The organism is Rouxiella aceris (genome assembly GCF_012933545.1).
In the GTDB taxonomy this organism is placed as follows: Bacteria; Pseudomonadota; Gammaproteobacteria; order Enterobacterales; family Enterobacteriaceae; genus Rouxiella; species Rouxiella aceris.
This window is the reverse complement of sequence record NZ_JAADJU010000017.1, coordinates 26,084-46,089: the sequence shown is the minus strand read 5'-3', so window position 1 is coordinate 46,089 and position 20,006 is coordinate 26,084. Positions and strand designations below refer to the sequence as shown.

Genomic DNA, 20,006 nt, shown 5'->3' with positions numbered 1-20,006 from the left:
CTGCATGAGGGATATCAGCCTTTGCTACCACCGCTGGTCAGGCCGCTGACCAGGGTTTTCTGTAGCCATAAAGCAATAAATAACGGTGGTACGGCGGCGAGGATCCCCACGGCGGCAATCAGGCCATCATCCGTTGCCCGTCCGGCGGTAAAACCGGCAATGGTTACCGGCAGCGTCTGGGCATCGATATTGTTGGTAAACAGCAAGGCATAGAAAAATTCATCCCAGGCCAGCAGCCAGCCAAACATCGCCGAGGCACCCAACGCCGGTTTGGCCAGCGGCAGGGTGATGCGCAGCAACACCTGCCAGTAGCGCAGTCCGTCCAGACGCGCAGCTTGTTCGATATCCAGCGGCAGGGCGTCGAACTGGTTTTTCAACATCCAGGTGAGAAACGGCAGGATCATTGAGCAATAGACCAGGATCAGCCCGAGATGCGTATTAAGCAGGCTGATTTGTTCAAGGATAAAATAGAGCGGCAATACAAAGGCAACCGGTGGCACCATATAAATGGCCAGACTGCCATACAGCCAGCCCTCGCGCCCGGGGTAGCGGGAAAAACTAAACGCTGCCGGGATCGCCAGTAACAGCGAGATCAGGGTCGCGCCACAGGCGACCAGCAGACTGTTGCCCAGTGCGTGCAGAAACAGCGCGCCGGGCTGCCCGGCTTCAAGGGTTAACAGACTGAGGTAACGACTGAAATCCCAACGATCTGGGATCCATTTTAGCGGTACGCGGGCCAGATCGCTGCTACTGCTGACGCTCATTAAAAACAGCCACAGCATCGGCGCCAAGATGGTTACCGCCAATACCAGCGCGGCGAGATAGCGCAGCACAATACGCGATTGCTTTTTCATTCACTGGCTCCCTGTTTGCGCTGGCGCAGCAGCAACAGCATATAAATTGCGATCAGCAGCGTGCAGATCAGGGTCATTAAAATGGCGTAGGCGGCACCGCTGCCGGCACGCAAATAGCTAAAGGACTCCTGGTAGACAAAGAAACTGACGGTTTTGGTACTGTCGAGCGGACCGCCACGGGTCATAACATAAATAATGTCAAACACCTTAAAGGCATCAATGGTACGCAGGATCAGCGCCACCGCCAGCGGTGCGGCAATGGCCGGGAAAGTGATAACCCGAAAGCGCCGCCAGGCCGAGGCACCGTCAAGGCGGGCAGCTTCAAAGAGATCTTCCGGAATGGTTTGCAAGGCGGCCAGTGTCAACAGGGTGATCAGCGGGTAGTTTTTCCAGATATCGGCAAACATTACAGCATTGATCGCCGAGTCCGGCGAACCCAGCCAACTGCGATAGTGATCGATCACCCCAAGCTGAGTCAGCAGGGCGTTGATACTGCCATAATCGGGATTAAAGTTAAGACGCCACATGGTGGCATTAACAATCGTCGGCAGTGCCCAGGGCAAGATCACCAGGACCCGCAATGCGCTGCGACCCCAAAAGGGCTGATTGAGCAACAATGCCACCAGTACCCCAATCACGCCTTCAATAAATACCGAGACAAAAGTGAAATAGAGCGTACGCCACAGCGCCGCGCGGAAATCCGCATCGCTTAAGGCATAGATAAAATTGTCGCTGCCCACCCAGGCCGGAGCGGAGCCGTCACCAATCAGTCCGGCATCGGTAAAACTGAGCCAGAGCGTGCGGGCCAGCGGCCAGGCGGTCAGCAGAAACATCATCACCAGCATGGGTGCCAACAGCACCCATGCCTGACGACGCTCACGTTGTGGCAAACTGAGCATAGTCATTCCTTAGCGTATACGGTCTGCACTTTTGGTGGCTTCTGCCATTGCATCCTGCGCTGCCACCTTGCCTTGCAATACGCTTTGCAGGTTTTGCTGCAAAATGGTCGACAGCTGAGAGTAGCCAGGGGTGACCGGACGCGACAGCATCACATTGAGTGAGGTTTTCGCCGCCGCGATCAGCGCTTGCTGGTCTTGTTGTACCGCCGGATCGTCGTAAGAGGACTTCCAGATCGGCAAGCTCAGTTTGGCGTATTTGTTCTGCACCGGCTGCGAGGTCATATAGGAGATATATTCCCAGGCCTGATCGCCATGAGTACTGGCCTTGGCAATGCCAAGTCCCATGGAACCATTCACGCCTGACGCCTGACCGGCCACTTCACCAGGGGCAGGGACGACACCCACATCACCGGCCACTTTACTTTGCTTGGGATCGTTGGCCATGTTGTACATATAGGTCCAGTTAAGGGCAAAGGCGGCATCGCCGTTGGAGAAGGATTTCCGCACATCTTCTTCCAGATATTCGCGGGAGTTGGGATTGGTCAGACCTTTATCCAGGGTATCTTTCATATAGCTGATGGCCTTCATCGCGCCCGGATTGGTGAAGTTGAGTTGGCCATTTTGATAGAAATCGCCTTTAAAGGCAGAAACCAGGGTGGTGTAATCGCAGATCAGCGCCTCGGATTGCGACCAGCTCCACACCAGCGGATATTTGACAATATCTTTCTGCTTGAGGATTTCTGCCTGTTTTTCCAGCTCTTGCCAGGTGGTTGGCGGCGCGGTGATCCCGGCCTTGGCCAGCATGGCTTTGTTATAGTAGAGATATTTGGTATCGAGGATCCACGGCATGCCCCAGCGCTTATCTTTATAAGTCACGGTTGAAATAGCACCGTCAAAAATTTTCGCGGACTGCTCTTTGCTGATGCGAGAGGTAACATCTTGCAGCAAACCGAACTTGGTAAACTCGGCGGGCCAAATGGCGTCAAACAGCACCACGTCATAGCCTTTGTCACCGGCACCGCGAGCGGCGACGATCTTGTCATGCAAAGCTTCGTAGGGCACAAACTCCAGATTGACCTTGATATCCGGATGGGCCTTGGTGAAATCGGCGGTCATGGCGCGGATATCGCTTTCGCTGTAGGCGGCCTGGGTCATAAACAGCGCGCTCAGAGTGGTCTCTGCCAGTGCATGGGCCGAATAGCCAAAGGCGAGGGCCGACAGCACGCACAGGGTGGTGGCAGGGCGTAATCTTTTGATCATCATCTCTCTCCGGTTTATGTTTGGTAGTGATTTGCTATTAAATCAATTTGATTGCTTTAATGGTCGGCAAAATCTTAACCCTTTACTGCAACGCCTTCCTGGCTGACGTTTACCTTCTCGTCACGACAACAGACTGCGACTCCATAATTAACATGTTATTAACACTGCGCGTTGTGATGCCGTTGGCATTAATAAAATCAATTTGATTGCCTTAATCGCTGGCAGCATACTGACTTCAGGCTTCCCATAGTGCATAGGCAGTGATGACAACTTCTGGTACTAACCTCGAACATGCTCGAGCTCACAATCGTCGCGTGGTTATTGAAGCGATTCGTCTTAACGGCGAGTTAACCCGCGCCGAGCTTGCCCGTTTAACTTCATTGACACCGCAAACGGTTTCCAATATTGCCAGCGAGCTGGAGCTGGCGGGGATTCTCTCCTCGCACCTGCCGCGCCGCGTGGGTGGAAGAGGGCAACCCGCCACGCCCTTAACCCTTAACCCCGACAGCGCCTATTCCATCGGTATCCACCTTGACCATCAATCGCTGTTGGTGGTGTTGGTTGATCTCACCGGCAATGTGCGCTTTCGTCGTCTGCTGTTGGTGCAAAAACCACAACCAGAACCAACCCTGCAGGCGATTTTGCAAATCTTGCAAGAAATGCGCCAGGATATAAAAATCGACTGGCACAAGATGCTGGGGATTGGCATTGTCATGCCGGGTCCGTTCGGCGTCGAAGGGATCTCTTCCCTGGGACCAACGACCTTGCATGGCTGGGATAATATTGATGTCGAAGCCCGTCTGAGTGCGGCTACCGGTTGGCCGGTTCGGCTGGAAAATGACGCCACGGTGGCGGCCATTGGCGAGCGATTTCACGGGGTTGCCAAGCAACTAAATTCTTTTGTTTATCTCTATATCGGTACCGGCCTGGGCGCTGGAATTTTTACCGATGGCCGAATTTACACCGGGCATGCACACAATGCGGGCGAAATAGGGCATATGGTGGTGCAACCGGGTGGTCGCGTCTGTTATTGCGGCAATCATGGCTGTCTGGAGCGTTATCTCTCGCTGCAGGCGGCTTACGAAGGTTGCGGTCTCGATCCCTATGCCGCCATGCCGGAAGATTTGCTCGACGTGGACGAGGCACTATTTGATCAATGGCTGGACAGCGCGATTCAACCAGCCTGCCAGGCAATCAATATCATGGAGTGCGTTTTTGATGCACAAACCGTGATTATTGGCGGCATGATGCCGCAACCGCTGGTTGAAAAACTGATTAAAAAACTGACGCCATTATACCGCTCGGTGCGCAGCCGTTATCCCAATACGATGCGTGTCCGTATGGGGATGACCGGAATTGATACCCCGGCGCTGGGTGCCGCCGCGCTGCCAATTTTTGATGAGTTTAATCCGCAGTATGAGGTGCTACTGAAATAACCTTATAGCGCAATAAGATGCGCACGAAGCCTTGCCATATCCTCTTCGATTTCAGGTGCTTTCATGACATTGAAGCAACAGAATGATGGCAAGATTTCCGCACCGCAGAATTTATAGTTTGCGGTATTGGCGACGAACACATCTTCAACTGTCTTGCCGGCAAACAAGTCCTGATCCCTGTCGCCAAATGCCTCTCTTGGGGCATTCCACGTCAGGGATAACATATATTTCTTGCCCTGCATCAGCCCGCCAGAACCATATTGTTTACTTGGGTCTTCCCGCGTCCGGCCATCGCCGGTCAAAAAGCTTCCCTGGAACATACCCGCCGTAAAAACCTCATCAATATATTTTTTATAAATCCAGGGTGCCCCGAACCAGAACACTGGCGACTGCAGGATGATTAAGTCGGCCCAAACGTGATTCTGTACTTCGCTGTCAATATCATAGCCTGACTCGATATCGGTTTGCCGCACTTCGTAGCCGCGCTTCGCCATCTCCTCGCTGATAATGTCAGCCATGGTATGGTTCAACTTGCCTGTCGAAATCTTTTCATAAAACTGGTGGGCGTTAATTAGCAGTAGGTGTTTCATCTTATTCCTCTGTGGATCGTCCTTATTGCACTGCAGGGAAGTGTGGCGCAGAGAAGGAAGAAATCGTTTGCCAAATTTGCCTCTATTCTTGCCTGATCTGACGTTTCGTAATCAATCCAGAGATCATCATCATCCGGTGATGCTAAACTTTAGTCTTGAAGTCGCGGAAGAAATCTAACGCTTTTTGGAGAGGATAAACTCGTGTTGCAAACGCAGCAGAACGTTGGCGAACTTGCTTGCCTGGTTGACCATATTGCACAAACCGATGGCGACTACGGCACGCAAATTCCCTCATTGACACTGTATCGTCGCAGTAGCGCGACCGCACCAATGCCCTGCATTTATGGTCTGAGTCTTGGGCTGGCGGTGCAAGGCAGCAAACGGGTTACCCTGAATGATGAGATCTTTGACTATGCTGCGGGTCAATCCCTTATCACTAGCGTGGATCTGCCGGTAGTGTCTTATGTCACTTGTGCCAGCTCCAGCGAACCCTATCTGGGTATGAGGCTAGAGCTGGACGCTCGCGTTATTGCACAGTTGGCTACCGAGATGGAGTTTTCAACACCCTTGCAGGTTGCCACGATGCGAGCGATGTCGGTCGTAACGCTGGATAAAGCCTTAACGGATGCCCTTGCCCGATTAATACGGCTTTTGGCTGAACCGCAGCTCATTCCGGTTTTGGCTCCCTTGATCCAACAAGAGATCGTCATCAGGCTGTTGAACGGGGTACATGGCCCTAACCTGCGCCGTCTGGTTGCAGTTGGCTCCCCGAGTCAGCAGATTGCCAGAGTGCTTACCTTGCTGAAACAACATTATACGGATGATGTGCCGATGGATGAGCTTGCTGCTAAAGCTCATATGAGTCCTTCCACGTTTCGCCAGCATTTTCACGTGGTAACGGGCATGAGCCCCTTACAGTATTTGAAAAATCTGCGGTTGCAGGATGCCCGGCAACTGATGCTTAACGAGAACCTCGATGCGGGCAGCGCGGCATTGCGTGTAGGGTATGAAAGCGCAACTCAGTTTAGTCGCGAATATAGCCGGTTATTTGGTGCGCCGCCGAATCGCGATATCAAGCGCATTCGGACATCATTCTGATCTATTCGTGGGTATTGCAGAAGAATATCTGTCTGAGAGTGGGGCTGCGGTTATTAACGTCGAACAGGGAAAAGTATGGCAAAACATTAACCGCAAAGAAGGTTTAAGCCCCCATTCTCAGGGGCTTAAACCAGTTTTGACGGCTTAGATATCCATCTGTGTTCCCAGTTCGATCACGCGGTTAGGTGGAACCTCGAACAAATCGGGAGAGCGTAATGCGTTGCGCGCCAGCGCCAAAAACAGTTTGCCGCGCAGGCGTAGCAGCCACGGACGTGGACCGACAATCAATGCCTCATGTGACATAAAGAATGAGGTTTCCATCATGCGGCAGTTTAGCCCTTCGACGGCACAGCGATGGAAAATACCTTCCATATTCGGTGTTTCCCGCCAGCCATAGCGTGCTACCACTTGCCAGAAAGACGGCGACAGCTGTTCGATAGTGACACGCTGCACGTTGGCAACATAAGGCACATCCTCGGTGCGAATGGTCAGCAATACCACACGTTCATGCAACACCTTGTTATGCTTCATATTATGTAACAACGCGGTAGGGATGACGTTTACTACGCGCGATAAGTAGACAGCGGTTCCCGGTACCCGCACTGGCGGATTTTTTTCCAGCGAGGCGATCATTGCCTGCAAGGAGTTACCGTGTTCGGAGAGACGGCGGATGACGTTAAAGCGCTCGCTGCGCCAGGTGGTCATCACAATCAGGAAGGCTGCGCCAATACAGATAGGGAGCCAGCCGCCGGCAAAGATTTTAATCAGATTGGCGCTAAACAGTGGAATATCAATAAGCAGCAACAACGCCAGTAACAGCGACACCGCCCAGCGATTCCAGTGCCAGTTTTTGGCCGCCACAATACAGAACAATACCGAGGTTAGCGCCATGGTACCGGTGACGACAATACCGTAGGCCGCGGCCAGATTACTCGAACTTTTAAAGCTGGCAATCACCACCAGAACGGCGAAATAGAGCATCCAGTTAATTGCCGGAATGTAAATCTGGCCCGATTCCATGTCTGAAGTATAAATAATACGCATCGGCGGCAAATAGCCCAGTCGCACTGCGTGACGAGTCAGTGAGAACACCCCGGAAATTACCGCCTGGGAGGCAATGACCGTAGCAAAGGCAGACAGCAGTAACAGCGGGATCAGCGCCCATTCAGGTGCTAACAGAAAGAAGGGGTTTTTAATGGTTTCGGGATGTTGCAACAACAGAGCACCCTGACCAAAATAGTTCAGCAACAAAGAGGGTAACACCACCACAAACCAGGCAATACGGATCGCTTTGCAACTAAAATGGCCCATATCCGCATACAGAGCTTCAGCCCCCGTAACGGACAGCACCGCAGCACCCAAGGCAAAGAATGAAATAAGTTTATATTTCACAAAGAAGTTAAATGCCCAGTAAGGGTTCAGTGCCTGCAACACTTGCGGGTAGTCAATAATACTGCGCGCACCCAATACCGCCAGGGTCAGGAACCAGATCATCATCACCGGCGCGAACAGTTTACCAATACTGCCAGTCCCCTTTCTTTGGATAACAAACAGCAGGGTCAAAATGGCAATAGAGAGCGGAACTATATAGGTATCAAGGGATGGTGCGACAATCTCCAGCCCCTCAATCGCCGACATCACTGAGATGGCAGGGGTAATGACGCCATCACCATAAAAGAAACTGCCGCCAATCAGGCCCATTAACACTACTAGCGTCATAAAGCGCGAATCAAGGTTACGTCCCGCCAATGACATCAAGGTCAATATGCCACCTTCACCGGCATCATCAGCGCGCAACACAAAGATTAAATACTTTATTGAAACGACAGTAGTCAACAACCAAAAAATCAGCGATAAAAAACCAAAAACTGACGCTTGGCTGACACCAATCCCCCAATCACCTGCCAGACATTCGCGCAAGGTATACAGTGGACTGGTACCAATATCCCCATAGACAACGCCAATCGCGCTGAGGGTAACTACTGCAAGCGACTGTTTATTATGTGCGCCCATTCTTTCCCCATTAGAGTAAACAACGCGCTGCGCTTTAATAGTGCAGCGCTGCACCTCAATTAATCATTTTCTTAAAGAAAAATTCAATCATCTTATGTTGAGCTATATCTTGATGATTTTTAAAGTGTAGTTCTGTTTTTCTCTCGACGAGAGCAAATAAATAAAATCTTAATGTTCAGCAAGATAAAACAATCAGACCAAATGAATCAACCAAGTGGTCAAACTGCTGGCATAGGCCTTGCTTGAAGGGACGGGACTATAGCAAATCTTACTTTGTAAAAATACCAAACCAGATCAATCGTACCCGATAAATATAGGTAACATTATGACACTAATTGTAACACGTGCTCTCTGTGGTAATTTCTTTGATATTTGCGGTATTGCTGAACAAGCGGCCGATATTGAGGGCAAGGCGCGTTATATCGAAAATGGCATGATGTTATTAAACGGCGGCACGATCGTCTGGCTTGGCAATCGCGAAGAAGGGGAACGTATTCTTGCCGATAACGATTGTACGATCCCGCTGGATGATTATAGCGAAAAATTGATTATTCCCGGTTTTATTGACACCCATATTCACTATCCGCAAACCGAAATGATCGCCGCCTTTGGTGAACAGCTGCTGGAATGGCTGGATAATTATACTTTTCCTACCGAGGCGCAGTATCACGACATTGAGTATGCACAGAAAATGTCGCAGTTTTTTATTCAGCAATTGCTAACCAATGGTACTACCACGGCATTGGTGTTTGGCACCGTTCATCCGCAATCGGTGGATGCCTTGTTTACCGTAGCCGCCGCCCTGAATATGCGCTTGATTGCCGGTAAGGTCATGATGGACAAACACGCGCCAGCGGCGCTGCTGGAGACGCCAGAACAAAGCGACCGCGATACCCGTGCGCTGATTGCCCGCTGGCATAATCATCAGCGCTTGAGTTATGCACTGACACCGCGTTTTGTGCCCACTTCGTCCCCGGAGCTGCTGGAGAAAGTACGGCTTATCAAGCAGGACTATCCGGACATTTATCTGCAAACTCATTTGAGTGAAAACCGCGAGGAGATCTCCTGGGTAAAATCACTGTATCCACAGCATGAGCGTTATCTGGATGTTTATCATCACCATGAGCTAACCGGTTCACGTTGCGTGTTTGCTCACTGCCTGCACCTGGAGCAGGAAGAGTGGGACTGTCTGAGTGATACCGATTCGAGTATCGCTTTTTGCCCTACCTCCAATTTATTTCTCGGCAGTGGTCTTTTTGATCTTAAGGCTGCCTGGCAAAAGAAAATTCGCCTCGGAATGGGTACCGATGTCGGGGCAGGTACTACCTTCAATATGCTGCAAACCCTGGCAGAAGCCTATAAAGTCGGGCAGTTGCAGCACTATCGCCTGTCTGCCTTTGAGGCCTTCTATCATGCGACCCTTGGCGGCGCCCGTGCACTGCATCTGGATGATAAAATTGGCAATTTTGATGCGGGGAAAGAAGCTGATCTTGTGGTGCTCGATCCCGGGGCAACTGCCTTGCAGCAATTACGCGCGGCTAATAGCAAAACCCTGGCAGAGAAACTCTTTGTATTAATGACCCTCGGTGACGACCGCAATATTTACCGCACACTGGTTGATGGCAACGTGGTCTACCAGCGTGATAATTAATCAATAGTAAATAAGGCCCGTTAGCCGACATGAGGGGGACGGGGCCAAAATAAGGCAAAACAAGGAATCTGTGCACCAATATGAACAGTGAAATCAGCAGCAGCCGCGGGCGTATTGCCCGTGAACGCACCATGGAAAATATTCATGCTGCCGCCATCGCCGAATTTAGCGAGAAGGGGTTTCAAGGGGCAACGACGCAAGCGATTGCGCAGCGTGCCGGCATGAAAAAAACGCAACTGCATTACTATATTAACGGTAAAGAGGAGTTGTATGAGGAGCTATTGCAAAAGGTGTTGCAGGTCTGGGCGGATATTATCCAGTTTGACAATAGTTTGATTGGACCGCAGGCGGTGCTGAGCCGCTATATTCGTAACAAGCTGGATTTTTCCTTTAGCCAGCCGGCGTTATCGCGCATTTTCACCAGCGAGGTACTGAGCGGCGGCCATTATTTGCAAAAGTATTGGCCTGGTGCCATTGAAAAAATCATAAATAAAGAAAATCTTATTAAACAGTGGGTTGCGCAAGGGTTAATTCGTCCATTGGATGCCCGCTTATTTATCATGCATATCTGGGCGGTGACCCAATACTATGCCGATTTTGCTGTACAGGTTAACCAGATGTACGGCGATATCAGCAACGCGGACAGGCAACAACATATCATTGCCGAAGTAACCACCCTGATCCTGCGCGGTTGTGTTGTCTGATCCGCAGTATCAGATCAAGGTTCCGGCAAAGCCTCACTTAAATCAATTAACATTCCATAAACATCATTGGCATCAATATTGCTTATTTTTTAACTATAATTTGACCAGTTGTACAAATCGATTGGTCGAGATGTATCGGCAAACCGATTCATCTACAGGTAGCCTGTCGGCAATCGGCAACGGCAGTAAAATCTAAGCAGGGTATGTCTATGATCCAATTTTTATTAAATGACCGCATACATCGGGAAAGTGCACTTCCAGCAGATACCACCGTATTGCAGTTTTTGCGCCGCGATGCCGGACGCTGCGGTAGCAAAGAAGGCTGTGCCTCCGGGGATTGTGGCGCTTGTACCGTAGTGGTGGCTGAAGTGCAGGGTGAGAGCCTGCGTTACACCGCTATCAATGCCTGTCTGACCTTTATTTCCGCTCTGCAGGGTAAACAACTCATCACCGTGGAGGACCTGAAACATCAGGGCCAGTTGCACAGCGTGCAGCAAGCGATGGTGGATAATCATGCTTCACAATGCGGATTTTGCACCCCTGGTTTTGTGATGTCGGTATTTGCATTGCAGAAACAGCAGCAGGCTGCTGCTCGCGCGCCAGAACGCGACGATATTCTGCATGCGCTTTCAGGCAATCTTTGTCGCTGTACCGGCTACCGACCCATTGTCGATGCTGCCTTGCAAGCCTGCCAGCAGCCAGGCAACGATCAGTTTGACCAGCGCGCGGCTTTTACCCTACAACAGCTACAAGCGCTGGCCCCGGCAGAAGATCCGCTGCTGTTTCCGGCCAGTATTGCCGAGCTTGCCGAGGTTTATCAGGCTAATCCGCAGGCCAGACTGTTGGCCGGTGGGACAGATCTGGCGCTGGAAGTGACCCAGCGTCATCATCGACTGACGAAGCTGATTGCCCTTAGCCAGATTGCAGAAATGAAAACCGTCGAGTTGCATCCTGAACATATTGCTATCGGTGCAGCGGCGACGCTAAGTGCTTGTCTGTCGCCGTTGGCCGCTGAGTATCCCGATTTTGCAGCCCTGCTAACGCGTTTTGCCTCGCAGCAGATCCGCAATCAGGGCACTTTTGGCGGCAATATCGCCAACGCATCCCCCATTGGTGACAGTGGACCGGTACTGCTGGCCCTTGGCGCGTCGCTACTTTTGCGCTGCGGTGACCAGCAGCGTCTGTTACCCCTTGATCAGTTTTATCTCGGTTACCGACATACCGCCCTGCAACCCGGTGAGTTTATTGAACGGATTATCATCCCTCGCGTACCTGCCGAGTCGGCGCGGGTGTTAAAAGTCTATAAAGTCTCCAAACGCCTGGATGATGATATTTCGGCGGTGTGCGGCGCATTTCATATTGAAGTGCAGGACGGTCACGTGACTTATGCACGCATTGCCTTTGGCGGCATGGCGGCAGTTGCCAGGCGTGCCGAACATTGTGAACAGCTGCTGCTAGGGCAGCCCTGGCAGGTATCCAGCGTTGAACGCGCCGGTCAGGCATTGTTGCAGGACTATCAACCCATCAGCGACTTTCGCGCCAGCGATTCCTACCGTATGCAGGTGGCCATCAATCTGTTGCGCCGTTGCCTGATTGAAACAACCAGCCCGGAAACCTTAATGCGGGTGACACAATATGTCTAAATCTCAGATAATCGCCTCACAGCAAGAGATGGCCGAGCGTTTTCGCGCCGGTTTAACCAGTGGCGTCGGCAAAAGTATGCGCCACGAAAGCGCAGACAAACATGTCAGCGGAGAAGCGCTGTATATCGACGATCGGCTGGAGTTTCCCAATCAACTGCATCTGGTGCCGCGCTTAAGTGATGTTGCCCATGCCGACCAGTTACAAATAGATATCACTCCTTGCTACGCCATTCCTGGGGTAGTGAAAGTGATCACCGCCGCCGATGTGCCGGGCGATGGCGATATTGCTCCGTTAACGAGCGGCGACCCTTTGCTGGCGCAGGACACCATCGAGTATTACGGCCAGGTGTTGTTGGTGGTGGCCGCCACCACGCCGGAGGCGGCGCGACTGGCGGCAGCGGCGGCGGTGATTAGCTATCGTCCGCTGGCGGCCGTATTAAGCGTTAAACAGGCGTTGGCCGAACAGTATTGGGTCGAGGCACCGCATCAGCATAAGCGTGGTGACTCCGCCGCCGCGTTGGCACAAGCCCCTTATCGTCTGCAAGGGGAGTTGGAGATTGGCGGCCAGGAGCATTTTTATCTGGAAACGCAGATCGCCTCGGCGATGCCGGGCGAGGATGGCGCGGTATTGATTTATAGCTCTACCCAGCATCCCACCGAGGTGCAAAAACTGGTGGCTTCGGTACTGGCTTTACCGATGCACAAAGTGGTGGTTGATATGCGCCGCATGGGCGGCGGTTTCGGTGGTAAAGAGACGCAGGCGGCAGGCACCGCCTGTCTGGCAGCACTGGCGGCGCATATTACCGGTAGACCGGCAAAAATGCGGCTCTCGCGTCAGGATGACATGATGATCACCGGCAAACGCCACCCTTTTTATGTCAGCTACGACGTGGGTTATAACGCGCGCGGCAGATTACAGGGCATTGAGATCACCCTGGCGGCCAACTGCGGTTATTCTCTCGATCTCTCGGGTTCCATTGTCGACCGCGCCATGTTTCATGCGGATAACGCCTATTATCTCGGTGACGCGACCATTACCGGTTATCGCTGTAAAACCCATATTGCTTCCAATACCGCCTATCGCGGTTTCGGTGGCCCACAGGGCATGGTGGCCATTGAGCATATTATCGATCATATTGCCCGGCAACTGGGTCTTGATCCCCTGACGGTGCGCAAAGAAAACTATTACGGCGGTGAGGGGCGCAATATCACCCATTACTATCAAACCGTTGAACAAAATCTGCTGCATGAAATGACCGACGATCTTGAACGCAGCGCCGATTACCAGGCGCGCCGGGCGGCGATCCGGCAATTTAATCAGCTCAGCCCCTATCTGAAAAAGGGACTGGCATTGACGCCGGTGAAATTTGGCATCTCCTTTACGGCCAGTTTTCTTAATCAGGCCGGGGCGCTGGTGCTGGTCTATACCGACGGCAGTATCCAGTTAAACCACGGCGGCACAGAAATGGGCCAGGGACTAAATACCAAAGTAGCGCAGGTGGTGGCAGAGGTATTTCAGGTGCCCTTGTCACAGATCCAAATCACCGCCACCGATACCGGCAAAGTGCCCAATACCTCACCCACGGCGGCGTCATCCGGTGCCGACCTTAATGGCAAGGCGGCGCAAAACGCCGCAGAAATCATTAAAGCGCGACTGGTCGCCATGCTGATGCACAATTATCAGGCGCAGGCGGCGGATATCGCCTTTAGTAACGGTCAGGTACGGGTAAAACAACAGTATTTCAGTTTTCAGCAGGTGGTACAGGAGGCCTGGTTAAATCAGGTGCCGCTTTCGAGTACCGGTTTTTATCGCACGCCAAAAATTTTTTACGATCGCAGCAAGGCAGCAGGCCATCCTTTTTACTATTTTTCCTACGGTGCGGCCTGCGCCGAGGTGCTGATCGATACCCTGACCGGAGAGTACAAACTCCTGCGCGCCGATATTCTGCATGATGTCGGAGACTCACTGAATCCTGCTATTGATATTGGTCAGGTGGAGGGCGGTTTTGTGCAGGGTATGGGCTGGTTAACCACGGAAGAGTTGGTGTGGGGGGAGGATGGCAAGTTACAAACCAGTGGTCCGGCTGGCTATAAAATTCCGGCTATCGGCGATGTACCGCAAGATTTGCGCGTTAAGCTGGTTGAAAACCGCAAGAACCCGGAAGAGACCGTCTTTCACTCCAAAGCCGTCGGTGAACCGCCATTTATGCTGGGGATTTCCGTCTGGTGCGCATTGAAAGACGCCATTGCCAGCCTGGGGGATTATCAGCTACAGCCACAACTTGATGCCCCGGCCACCCCGGAACGGGTGCTACGCGGCGTGATGCAGATTCAGCAACAACGGTTGGCGATGAGTGACACTGTCACTCACACCACGTCCCTTAGTCTGAGCTAACGCCGGAGGTCATATGCGCAACGATGAATGGATTAGCCAACTTGCTCAGTTGCACCAGCAAAGAACCTCCTGTGTGCTGCTGACTCTGGTTGAACATCAGGGTTCGACGCCGCGCAACAGCGGCTGCAAAATGGTGGTGACCGCCGACCAACAATATTTTACGCTCGGTGGCGGTAATCTTGAGTATCAGGCGATCGCTATTGCGCGGGAAATGCTGCAAGCGCAGGCACAGCAAAGTCGCCTTGAGCGTTTTAATCTTGGCGCACGTCTCGGCCAATGCTGTGGTGGGGTAGCCACGGTGCTTTTGGAGCCGCTGTGCCAGCAACAGCCAGTGGTGGTTGTCTACGGCGCGGGCCATGTCGGGCGGGCGTTGATCGCCATTTTGGCTACCTTGCCTTGTCGCATATATTGGGTTGACTCTCGCGCCAGCGCCTTTCCTCCACAGGTTGATCCGCAGATCAGTTGCATTAGCGATGAAGATCCTGCCGCCACCGTACAGCAAATGCCCGCAGGCAGCTATTTTATGGTGTTAACGCACGACCATCAGTTGGACCTGCTGTTAAGTGAAAAGATTTTACGGCGTAATGATTTCAGCTACTTTGGCCTGATCGGCTCGCTGACCAAGCGTAAACGCTTTGAATATCGCCTGGCGGGCAAGGGTATTCCACAAGGAACTCTGGATAAAATGCGTTGCCCGGTGGGACTGCCTGATGTGAAAGGTAAACTGCCAGCCGAAATCGCCGTGGCGATAGCCGGTGAGTTTATCGCTGCTTATGGATCAGACCCTAATCCGTTGTAAATTAGTCGCGCCTGGCCAGCAGCAAGGCACCTTGCAGCACATCCCCCAGCGGTTTTCTCAGTCGCCGCCGCGAATTGGGGGACAGATAAGGCGTAATAGGATTGGCAATGCCACCGAGCAGGCTGACTTTGCCTTGCTGGCTGCGATTGATTAAAAAAGCCAGCAGGTCGTCGATATCGGCGGCAAGCTGATCAATCAATTGCAGGGCAAGGTTATCCTGCCTGGCGGCATAGTCAAAGATTAGCGGCGAGAAGCTTGCCCATTGGCTGGGCGTCGCGGTACTTGCCCACAGCTGCATACGTTCGGCATCCTGTTCAAACTGCGCCATTAATGCCTGGGTCAGCGGCGTATGCGTGGTGAGGCCCTGATGGCAAGAGAGGGCCAGTCGTAATGCAGTGCGTCCCAGTTGCGCGCCGGACCCTTGGTCGGCAAGGGCAAATCCCCAGCCACCCAGCGAATGAAATTGTTGGCCGTCAAAGGCGGTGCCCTGACTGCCGGTGCCGACAATAAGCACACCGCCACATTGACCAGTGTGCGCGCCCAGACAGGCTACCTCGAGGTCAGAGACTACGCGATGTTGCATAAAAGGCATCGGCCAGGCCTGTGCCTGTTGGCGAATGCGGCCAATATGGCAGCCAGCAAAGCCAAAGGCTGCCGAAGCCTGACATTGGGCATCCAGCGATAAGCCGGCATGAGTAAAGGCCTGCTCCACGGCGGTTAATGCCGCTGTTATGGCTGCAGAAGAATCGAGCGCCAGCGGGGTTGTTTTGACGCAGCTATTGGCCAGTTCATTACCCTGACGGTCTGTCAGTCGTACCCGGCACTGGTAACTTCCGGCATCGATGCCGACAAAATATTCTGCTTGCAATAAGATCGCTCCCACCTGATGCCCGGTATAAAACTTCTCCGGCTGCTGAAGTTTCTGAACCCTGTAGAATCACCAAGATAGGGTAAAAAATCGGCAATCGCAATGCGAATAAAAACCGGGAAATAACATTAAAATCAAATAGTTTAATATTATTTATCTATTGGCGTGGCGGGGTCATTTATCAACAGATTACCGGGCAGCATTTTGTCGGTTTATTGGTGAGCACCGCCCGTATCGGGGCGGTGTTGTGATGGGGGGATCGCCGGAATTAATCGAAATAATGCCCCTGTTGCAGATCTTGCAATAGCGTGGGCTGCGCTGTTTCCCAGCCAAGGCGCGAGCGAGTCAGCGAACTGGAAGCGGGAACGTCCATGGCAAAAAAATGTGCCAACCAGGTGAAATGCTCAGCAGCACGTTCGGCTGCCACCGAAGTCACCGGTAAATTAAGCTGTTGACCGATAACTTGTGCAATCTCGCGGGTGGCGATACCTTGCTCCGCCACACCGTGGAACACTGACCCGGCGGGGGCCTGTTCCAGGGCCAGACGATACAATTTTGCTGCGTCGAGCCGGTGTACCGCTGGCCAATGGTTGTTGCCATCGCCAATATAACCCGACACGCCTTGCTGTCTGGCAATGGCGATCAGCGCAGGGACAAAGCCGTGATCGCCATCGCCGTGGACCGATGGCGGCAAGCGAATAATTGACGCGCGTACGCCACGCGCCGCCAGTGCCAGAGTCAGCGGTTCAGATGGCGCACGCAATTGGCCCGCTGACTGCATATCCACTGCATCGCGCTCTGTACCGAGACGCCCCTGTCGCAATAGACCAATACCGGAAGTGATCAGCAGGGGCTTATTGCTGCCTGCCAGCGCATCACCCATAGCGGTAATGGCCTGAATATCCGTCTGACAGCTCGCTGCAAATTGCGTAAAATCGTGAACGAAAGCCGTATGGATCACACCATCGGCCTCTCTGGCTCCTTGCTGCAGGCTGGCCAGATCATCGAGACTGCCGCTAAGGGCTTCGGCCCCCGCTGCTTGCAAGGCGGCAACAGCGGTGGCCGAGCGCGCAAGCCCCACCACCTGATGCCCGGCACCAATCAGCTCTTGTACCACCGCTGAACCAATAAAACCTGTTGCTCCGGTGACAAATACGCGCATAAGAAATATCCTCTTGGGTTGGGTGAGTTAGCTATGTTATAGACGAGTTTGTCCCCCGGAAAAGACGTGACGTTATACGGGTATAATGACTAATAGGGTAAACAGGTTAACAATGTCAGATCAGAATCTGCTGGGAAACTATCTTAAAGATCGCCGCAGCAAGCTCGATGCCGCCAGTCTCGGCTACTCCATGACGCGCCGCCGTACGCCGGGCCTGCGTCGTGAAGAGGTGGCGCTGCGCGCTAATGTCAGCACTACCTGGTATACCTGGCTTGAACAGGGTCGCGAAGGCGCGCCGTCAAGCGAGGTGCTGGAGCGGCTGGCACAGGCGTTGGTATTAAGCGAGGTTGAGCGCGATTATCTGTTTTTGCTGGCGCAAAACCGTCTGCCGCAACTGCAGAATCAGCCGGAAATGACCGTCTCCCCGCAGTTACAGCGCTTGCTGGACGCCATGGAGACTATCCCGGCTTTTATCAAAACGCCGGACTGGACGGTGGTGGCATGGAATCGTGCGGCAGCATTGGTGATGGCAGACTATGCCAGCATGCCGGTGGCGCAGCGCAATATTTTACGCATGCTGTTTAGCAATCCGCGCAAACAGGCCAGTATGCCGGACTGGGATAAGGTGGCACGTTTTGTGGTTGCCACTTTCCGCACCGAAACCGCCCGAGCGGGCATGAGCAGTTCAATCCAGGCCTTGGTCGACGAATTAAGTGCGCTAAGCCCGCAGTTTCGTGAGCTGTGGCTCGATCAGGACGTCAGCAACCATGGCGAAGGACGTAAGGCGATCTATCATGCTACCCGGGGCATTATTCATCTGGATTACTCCTCCTTTGCCGTCGATGGCAGCCCCCATTTGAGTATGGTGGTCTACAATCCGGCCACCGAGTATGACAAAACCGTGGTTCGCGAGTTGCTTTCTACCGCCGCACCAGCACGTCTGGCGGTGTCAAAAATAACCTGATATTTACCGCGCAGGGCGGTTTTGCAGCTTGATAGCCGTCAACATTACCGCCAGCGTCAATATTACCGCCAGGCTGGCCATCGCCATACCGTCGCCCACCGAACCTTGCTCGAACTGACGCCAGACAAAAACCGACACGGTTTCTACCCCGGCAGGTGCCAGTAATAGTGAGGTGACCAACTCGCGCGAAGCGACCGCAAAAACCATCATCATTGCCGCCAGCAGACTGGGCCACACCAGCGGCAGCAGGATCAGCCGCAAGCCTTGGGCCGCACTGGCCCCGTGAACCCGCGCTGCTGCCTCGAGATTGCTGCCAATCTGTTTTATCGCAGCGCTAACGTAGCGCACGGGATAGGGCAACAACAGGCAACAGTAGGCCAGCAATAATATACCCCAGGTGTTATAAGGCGTCAGCGGCCAGAAACGGCGATCCCAGGCGAGTATCAATCCAACCCCGACGACGATCCCCGGTAGTGCAGCGGGAAACAATGACAGCGCGTCAATAGCCCGGGCAAAACGCACTCGCTGTGCCACCACCAACCATGCGGCCAGCAGGCCGACCGCGCCGACAATCAGCGCCGTGGCCAGCGCCAGACCAAGACTGGTACCCAGTGCCGCCAGCGCATCGCCCTGTCGATCAAACAGCGCGCTAAAATGGCTGAAGGACAAATTGTGCCACTGTAACCCGCCAGACAGCGTGCGGGTCAGGGCGGTGACCAGCATTGAGGCCAGAGGCATTGCTACCGCCAGCAGCGCTACCAGCGTAAACAATAGCATTACCGGATAGCGGGCCGCGCCCAATGGTCTTGGCACCACGGGTACCGGCTTGCCGGAAGTGGTTTCGACGTTACTGCCGACGGTCAGACGTCCTTGCAGGGCATAGGCTACACAGGCAATGGCCACCAGGACTACCGAAAGCCCGGCAGCACCGGGCATATCAATCGGCCAGTCCGCCAGCCTTTGTTCGATGCCGGTGGTCAGCACGGCAATGCCGCTGCGCGTACCCAGCGCGGCGGGGACGCCATACTCTTCAATTGCCAGCGTAAAGGCCAGCAACAGGCTGGAGGCTATCGCTGGCAGGGCCAGCGGTAAGCTAACACGCCAAAAAGCACGCCAGGGGCCAGCACCGTGTACCCGAGCGACGTCCGCCAGTCTACTGCCGCTGGCAGCCATGCTGCGTGAAACGGCAAAATAGACTACCGGAAAGACATTCAGCGTCATCACTGCCACCATGCCCGGCAGGGAAAACAGCAAGTTGTTCAGATCGATGGCCGAGAGTTGCTCGACATAACCGCGAGACTGCAGCGCCAGCATCCAGGAAAGGGCGGCCAGATAAGGAGGGAATAGAAAGGGGATCAAAAATAACGCATCCCACAGGGCAGCAAAAGGCAACGCAAACAAGCCACGTAATGCACCCAGCGGAATGCCGAGCAGCGCACTGCCCAGCGCGACACCGGTTCCCAGTTGCAGCGTGCCCGTTAATAACCCGGGAAAGCGTGCATCGGCAAACAGTCTGGCAAAGGCGCTAAAGGGCGCCGCAAAGCTGCCGCTGTTAAGCTGCGGGAATACCGCCTGCAACAGTACAAAGCTTATCGGCATGGCCACCAATAACAGTAGGGCTGCGCCGGTAAACAGCAGCAGCATATTTTTGTTCATTTCAGGCTCCGGGC

16 protein-coding genes are annotated in these 20,006 nt (G+C 53.4%); 8 read left to right on the top strand and 8 right to left on the bottom strand.

The genetic code is table 11. The features are described from left to right. Nucleotides 1-14: 14 nt before the first annotated feature. The 3 genes from GW590_RS23260 to GW590_RS23250 are packed head-to-tail and all read right to left on the bottom strand — an operon-like array spanning nucleotide 15 to nucleotide 3,013. Nucleotides 15-854, bottom strand: a complete 840-nt coding sequence (locus GW590_RS23260; protein ID WP_169405465.1) for a carbohydrate ABC transporter permease — start codon at nucleotides 852-854, stop codon at nucleotides 15-17. Further along, nucleotides 851-1,753, bottom strand: coding sequence for a carbohydrate ABC transporter permease (locus GW590_RS23255; protein ID WP_169405464.1), 903 nt, complete (start codon nucleotides 1,751-1,753; stop codon nucleotides 851-853). Before GW590_RS23255 ends, GW590_RS23260 begins: the two co-directional genes overlap by 4 nt. A gap of 9 nt (nucleotides 1,754-1,762) precedes the next feature. Beyond that, entirely contained in the window at nucleotides 1,763-3,013 is a 1,251-nt protein-coding gene (locus GW590_RS23250; RefSeq protein ID WP_169405504.1) for an extracellular solute-binding protein, read from the bottom strand. Nucleotides 3,014-3,276: 263 nt separating this feature from the next. On the opposite strand from GW590_RS23250, the gene GW590_RS23245 reads away from it, so the two are divergent. Continuing rightward, nucleotides 3,277-4,449, top strand: coding sequence for an ROK family transcriptional regulator (locus GW590_RS23245; protein WP_169405463.1), 1,173 nt, complete (start codon nucleotides 3,277-3,279; stop codon nucleotides 4,447-4,449). Between the two features lie 2 nt (nucleotides 4,450-4,451). On the opposite strand, the gene GW590_RS23240 is transcribed toward GW590_RS23245, so the two are convergent. After that, nucleotides 4,452-5,039, bottom strand: coding sequence for an NAD(P)H-dependent oxidoreductase (locus tag GW590_RS23240; protein WP_169405462.1), 588 nt, complete (start codon nucleotides 5,037-5,039; stop codon nucleotides 4,452-4,454). A gap of 204 nt (nucleotides 5,040-5,243) precedes the next feature. Between GW590_RS23240 and GW590_RS23235 the strand changes: the two genes are divergently transcribed. Beyond that, nucleotides 5,244-6,137, top strand: coding sequence for an AraC family transcriptional regulator (locus GW590_RS23235; protein WP_211186891.1), 894 nt, complete (start codon nucleotides 5,244-5,246; stop codon nucleotides 6,135-6,137). Between the two features lie 144 nt (nucleotides 6,138-6,281). On the opposite strand, the gene kup is transcribed toward GW590_RS23235, so the two are convergent. Continuing rightward, on the bottom strand, nucleotides 6,282-8,150 hold the full coding sequence (gene kup / locus GW590_RS23230; RefSeq protein WP_169405460.1) for a low affinity potassium transporter Kup: 1,869 nt from the start codon (nucleotides 8,148-8,150) through the stop codon (nucleotides 6,282-6,284). A 325-nt stretch (nucleotides 8,151-8,475) separates the two neighbouring features. Here kup and guaD point away from each other — a divergent pair, with 325 nt between their 5' ends. From guaD to xdhC, 5 genes are all read left to right on the top strand, one after another. Continuing rightward, entirely contained in the window at nucleotides 8,476-9,801 is a 1,326-nt protein-coding gene (gene guaD / locus GW590_RS23225) for a guanine deaminase (RefSeq protein ID WP_169405459.1), read from the top strand. A gap of 80 nt (nucleotides 9,802-9,881) precedes the next feature. Further along, nucleotides 9,882-10,505, top strand: a complete 624-nt coding sequence (locus GW590_RS23220; RefSeq protein WP_169405458.1) for a TetR family transcriptional regulator C-terminal domain-containing protein — start codon at nucleotides 9,882-9,884, stop codon at nucleotides 10,503-10,505. A 209-nt stretch (nucleotides 10,506-10,714) separates the two neighbouring features. Beyond that, complete coding sequence (xdhA, locus tag GW590_RS23215) at nucleotides 10,715-12,148, top strand: xanthine dehydrogenase small subunit (protein ID WP_169405457.1); 1,434 nt, start codon at nucleotides 10,715-10,717, stop codon at nucleotides 12,146-12,148. Next, nucleotides 12,141-14,543, top strand: coding sequence for a xanthine dehydrogenase molybdopterin binding subunit (gene xdhB, locus GW590_RS23210; RefSeq protein ID WP_169405456.1), 2,403 nt, complete (start codon nucleotides 12,141-12,143; stop codon nucleotides 14,541-14,543). The genes xdhA and xdhB overlap by 8 nt, the downstream gene beginning before the upstream one ends. Before the next feature lie 13 nt (nucleotides 14,544-14,556). Next, nucleotides 14,557-15,342, top strand: coding sequence for a xanthine dehydrogenase accessory protein XdhC (gene xdhC, locus GW590_RS23205; protein WP_169405455.1), 786 nt, complete (start codon nucleotides 14,557-14,559; stop codon nucleotides 15,340-15,342). Nucleotide 15,343: 1 nt separating this feature from the next. On the opposite strand, the gene GW590_RS23200 is transcribed toward xdhC, so the two are convergent. Then, nucleotides 15,344-16,210 (bottom strand): BadF/BadG/BcrA/BcrD ATPase family protein, encoded by an 867-nt coding sequence (locus GW590_RS23200; protein WP_169405454.1) that lies wholly within the window; start codon nucleotides 16,208-16,210, stop codon nucleotides 15,344-15,346. A gap of 268 nt (nucleotides 16,211-16,478) precedes the next feature. Beyond that, a complete protein-coding gene (locus tag GW590_RS23195) occupies nucleotides 16,479-17,372 on the bottom strand; it encodes an SDR family oxidoreductase (protein ID WP_169405453.1) in 894 nt (297 codons plus the stop codon). 112 nt (nucleotides 17,373-17,484) lie between these two features. Between GW590_RS23195 and GW590_RS23190 the strand changes: the two genes are divergently transcribed. Beyond that, the gene (locus tag GW590_RS23190) at nucleotides 17,485-18,336 is read left to right on the top strand and encodes a helix-turn-helix transcriptional regulator (protein WP_169405452.1); all 852 of its coding nucleotides are present in this window, start codon (nucleotides 17,485-17,487) and stop codon (nucleotides 18,334-18,336) included. A gap of 3 nt (nucleotides 18,337-18,339) precedes the next feature. Here the strand turns inward: GW590_RS23190 and GW590_RS23185 are convergent, their stop codons facing one another. After that, a complete protein-coding gene (locus GW590_RS23185) occupies nucleotides 18,340-19,992 on the bottom strand; it encodes an ABC transporter permease (protein ID WP_169405451.1) in 1,653 nt (550 codons plus the stop codon). Nucleotides 19,993-20,006: the final 14 nt, after the last annotated feature.